Here is a 4,327-nt window from a genome sequence, read left to right on the forward strand (position 1 = left end):
AAGAGAGTTTCCCGCAATTGCAGGTGCCGCGGCGACAGATCTATGTTCAAGGTGGATCTTCCCATGCCAGTAGTTCGGCGACTACTCCGCCTCCAACACACATACTGCTTCGCGCAAGGAAGCGACGCACGGTTGGGGGCAGAAGCTGCCGGCCCGGCCCGATTTCCACAGGCCCGCATCAAGAGTTGACTTGCCGGGCGTCCGCGCGGCGGCAATAGCGAACAGCAACTGCTCTGCACCGACCGCCAGTACGCCTGAAGCACGACTTGACGCGAGCGCCACATAGCGATTCGCGCGAGGGCGAGCAAGGCCTGACGCTTGTGCTCCCGGCCCGCTCACCCCTGCTTTTCCCCTTGAGTTCTTATGTTAGCCGGTTATCATGACAATATACTATAATGGCATGGACGTAGCAAGTGAAGCAAAGATGGCGGAATGCCACGCTGGTCACCCCGCAGGGAGCAGTCGAACGGGACCTGCTCGTTTCGGCCGGCAGGATCGTCGGACTGGTCGGGCGCGACGAACCGAGCGGGGAGGAGTTCAGGGTCGAGGCTGCAGACGGCAAGGTGCTCTACCCGGGCATAATCGACGTCCTGCAGCACGGCTACGACGTGCACCTGTACAATGATGTCGTCCCCGACGGGGTTGCCGACAACGCGCTGCTGCTCCTGCAGCGCGGCGTGACCGGTTTCCTGCCGTCGATATCCTGCCTGCCGCCCGCCAGGATGGAGGGCGTGCTCAGCGGCCTGTCGGCTGAAGTCGCCAAGGCCCGCGGCGCGCGCGCGCTGGGCATCCACAGCGAAGGGCCGTGCTTTGCGCTGCCGGGCGCGCACAATCTGTCGAACATCCAGATGCCGAGTGTCGAGTTGGCCGAGCGCATGCTGGCAGCCGCCGACGGGCGGCTCAAGGCCGTCACCGTCGCCCCGGAGCTTCCCGGCGCCGAGGGCTTCATCAAGCGCTTGAAGCAGGAGCGCGTGAGCATCCACCTCGGCCACAGCCAGGCGGGGCCGGAGGACGTGTCGCGGTATGTCTCGTGGGGGATCGACGCGGTCACGCACATGTACAACGTCATGCCCACGCTTCCCCCCGGCAACATGGGCCTGCACACGTTCTCGCTTCCTGACGCCCTGATGGCGGAGCGCCACCTCGCGCTGGGCCTCATCTGCGACGGCATCCATGTCCACCCCAAGCTGATGCAGATCCTGGCGCAGTTGCCGGTGGACCGGGTCTTTCTCGAGACCGACGCCAACAAGTATGCCGGGGCCGCCGAGACGGAGTTCGAGTTCTATCCCGGCTATTGGGTGCGCAGCGCGCCGGGCAAGGCGGTTCTCGACCGCAATGGTGGCCTGTGCGGCTCCTCGCTGGTGCCCGACGAGGCGATGCGCAACTATGTCCGCATGGTCGGCGCGGACCTCACGCAGGCGGCCTTTGCCACGAGCCTCGTTCCCGCCCGGGTGCTCGGAATGGACAAGGACATGGGAAGTCTCGAAGTCGGCAAGCTCGCCGACTTCGCGGTGCTCGATCCGGTCTCGCTCGAGGTGGAGCAGACCTGTGTCGGCGGCGAGGCGCTCTACAGGAAGGCAGCATGACCCAGATCGCCGACAAGCCGTTGCGGTACAACGAGGGCGGCAACGTCCACATGGATTTCCACGGGGCGGCGAACACGACCATCGACTTCATCGTCGAGCGGTTCGGCGTCGGCGCGATGCACGAGATCTTCCGCAGGGTGGGCGAGGATGTCTATCAGGATATCCGCCGTCACCTGATGGCGGGCGATCGGGACGAACTGGTCCGGCACTGGCGGCACTTCTTCGACCGTGAGTCCGCCGAGTACGACATCGCGGTGAGCGATGACGAGGTTGTGCTGACGGTGCGCAGGTGCCCGGCCTGGCACCACGTCCTCAAGATTGCCGGCAACGTGTCGCCGCACTTCTGCGACCAGACCATCGTCACCAACGCCGCCATGTCCGCCGGGACGCCGTTCGCGGTCGAGACCGTCGTCACCGGCCCGGGTGCGTGCCGGCAGGTGATCAGGAGGCGCGCATGATCCCTTCGGACCATTTCACCCGCTTCTACAACGAGGTGTTCAAGTTCCTCGAGAGCCAGGGCGAAGCAGCGCTCGAGAGCTACTTCCTGGAAATCAGCAAGAACCAGGAAAAGCACATTCTCGAGCTCATTCGCGAGAAGGGCTTCGAGGGCATGCTGGAATACTGGTCGGTGATCCGCGACGAGGAGAACTGCGAACTCGACCTCGGCTACGACGAGGACAAGTTCGAGATCAGGATGCACCTCTGCCCCAGCCTGACCAAGGTGCAGGACAACGACGCCCAGACCTGGGGACGCTACTGCGATCACTGTGCCGGCTGGATTGGACCGATCATGGACAAGACCGGCTACCACCTCGTCTACGACGTCATCGACCGCACCAAGCCGCAGTGCCGCATGCAGGTCTTCAAGGACGAGGCCAAGGCCCGCGAGGCCGAAAAGGACGTCCGGTTGCTGATGGGCTGGCCCGGGCATCCGGTGAAGCAGGGTTAGGCCGACCGGCCGCGTTCGCGCCGGTCATTCAGGGGGAGTGAATGGCTGAACTGCGCATCGGGATTGTCGGTTCCGGATACATGGGCCGCACCCACGCCGAGTGCATCACGAAGCATGTCGGACGAGCCAGGCTGGTGGCGGTTGCCGGTGGCCGGCGCGCGCCGGGCCTCGCCAGGGACTATGGGGTGGACTGCGAGCAGAGCTATGAAGCGCTGCTCCACCGCCCGGACGTAGAGGCCGTGCTGATTGCCACGCCCCATGCCGATCACTGCGGGCAGGTCATCGCAGCCGCGGCATCCGGCAAGCATGTGCTCGTCGAAAAGCCGATGGCGACGAGCGTTGCCGATTGCACGCGGATGATCGAGGCCTGCGAGGCGGCGGGCGTGCATCTCGAGGTCATCCAGACGCAGCGCTTCCGTGGCGCCATGTGGCGCACGCGCAAGCTCATCGCCGATGGCGAGATCGGTGCCGTGCGGATGCTGCAGGGCCGCTCGCTGTTCACGGGCTACGTTGTCGACGCGAGCCCCTGGGCCGGGGAGGAGGCGCATGGTGGCGCCTTCCTCGACACCGGCGTGCACTTCTTCGATCTGATGCGGTTCCTCACCGGGGAGGATCCGGACACGCTCTGCTCGACCGTGCGGACGTTCGGCGGCTCACCCTATGCCGGCCTCAACGCCATGACGCAGCTGAGCTTTCCGAGCGGGATGATGGCCCAGCACTGGATGAGCTATCAGATCCCCGAGCCGAGCCTGCCCAACTCGGAACACCGCTACGTCGTGGTGGGCGAGCGCGGCATGATCGACGTCGACGCCTACGGCAAGGTGCAGCTGGCCCGTGACGGCAGGTGGTCGACCGTCTGGGAACAGCCGCCCATCGACTACGTGAACCGCCCGCTCGATCCGGTTCGGCTCGAGGCGTTCTTTACCCAGACGCAGGCCTTCGTCGACAACGTGCTGGATGGGCGCCCACCGACAGTGTCGGGCGCCGAGGGCCGGGCCGCGGTGGCGCTGGTCGAGGCAGCCTGGCAATCGTCGCGCTCGGGTCTGCCCGTTTCGCTGCTCTAGGGAGGACTGTTCATGCGGCTAGTTGCGTCCGGCGTCCTGAGCCGCTCCGACCCGGGCACCGACCGGGCCTGTCTGACCTTTCCCGCGGTCGCCGCGCTGAGCGATGGCACCCTGCTGGCCACGCTGCGGGCCGGGGACGAAAAGGATTCCGCGCGGGAGGGCATCGAGGTCTACCGGTCCGGCGATGGCGGAATGACCTGGTCGGGCCCGACTTTCCCCTTCTCGGCGCCAATGATTGACGGACACGCCGGATCGCTGAAGCTCTGCTACGTCACCGAACTCGCCCCCGGGCACCTTCTCGCCGCCGCGATGTGGGTCGATCGCACCCTCTATCCCGGCGAGCCGCTGTTCAACGCCAGGACCGAGGGTTGCCTTCCCATGGCGATCCTGCTCTCGGACTCGCAGGACAATGGCGCGACCTGGTCGGCCTGGCGGCAGGTGCCGATGCCCGACGAGATCGGCCCCCCCAGCCTGACCAGTCCGGTGATGAAGCTCGCCGATGGACGGCTGGCGATGAGCATCGAGACCAACAAGCCGTACCTTGACGGTTCGAAATGGCTGCAGCGGGCGGTCTTCCTGCACTCCGGCGACGGCGGCGCGAACTGGTCGGCGCCGACAACCGTTGCCCAGGACCCCGAAGGCCGGATCTTCAACTGGGACCTGCGCTGCGGGGTGGCCCCCGACGGGCGCGTCGTCTCGTTTGCCTGGACCTATGACAGCCAGACCAC

The 4,327-nt window shown here is 66.0% G+C and carries 5 protein-coding genes; all 5 read left to right on the forward strand.

Annotated elements, in window-relative coordinates; genetic code table 11:
* The first annotated feature begins 413 nt into the window (after nt 1-413).
* Nucleotides 414-1,586: an N-acetylglucosamine-6-phosphate deacetylase gene (locus tag ACE3TU_RS19570; protein ID WP_374627291.1), complete on the forward strand. Its 1,173-nt coding sequence runs from the start codon at nt 414-416 to the stop codon at nt 1,584-1,586.
* A complete protein-coding gene (locus ACE3TU_RS19575; RefSeq protein ID WP_374627294.1) occupies nt 1,583-2,044 on the forward strand; it encodes a hypothetical protein in 462 nt (153 codons plus the stop codon). Before ACE3TU_RS19570 ends, ACE3TU_RS19575 begins: the two co-directional genes overlap by 4 nt.
* A complete protein-coding gene (locus ACE3TU_RS19580) occupies nt 2,041-2,535 on the forward strand; it encodes a hypothetical protein (RefSeq protein WP_374627296.1) in 495 nt (164 codons plus the stop codon). Before ACE3TU_RS19575 ends, ACE3TU_RS19580 begins: the two co-directional genes overlap by 4 nt.
* Before the next feature lie 41 nt (nt 2,536-2,576).
* The gene (locus tag ACE3TU_RS19585; protein ID WP_374627297.1) at nt 2,577-3,599 is read left to right on the forward strand and encodes a Gfo/Idh/MocA family protein; all 1,023 of its coding nucleotides are present in this window, start codon (nt 2,577-2,579) and stop codon (nt 3,597-3,599) included.
* 12 nt (nt 3,600-3,611) lie between these two features.
* Nucleotides 3,612-4,327 (forward strand): sialidase family protein (locus tag ACE3TU_RS19590; RefSeq protein WP_374627299.1); only part of this gene is annotated, 716 nt, incomplete at its 3' end.

The organism is Devosia sp. (assembly GCF_041917035.1).
In the GTDB taxonomy this organism is placed as follows: Bacteria; Pseudomonadota; Alphaproteobacteria; order Rhizobiales; family Devosiaceae; genus Devosia_A.

Bases quoted from the DNA above. Each gene is read 5' to 3' on its own strand.
- ACE3TU_RS19575 (WP_374627294.1), top strand. From the start codon at position 1,583: ATGACCCAGATCGCCGACAAGCCGTTGCGGTACAACGAGGGCGGCAAC.
- ACE3TU_RS19580 (WP_374627296.1), top strand. From the start codon at position 2,041: ATGATCCCTTCGGACCATTTCACCCGCTTCTACAACGAGGTGTTCAAG.
- ACE3TU_RS19585 (WP_374627297.1), top strand. From the start codon at position 2,577: ATGGCTGAACTGCGCATCGGGATTGTCGGTTCCGGATACATGGGCCGC.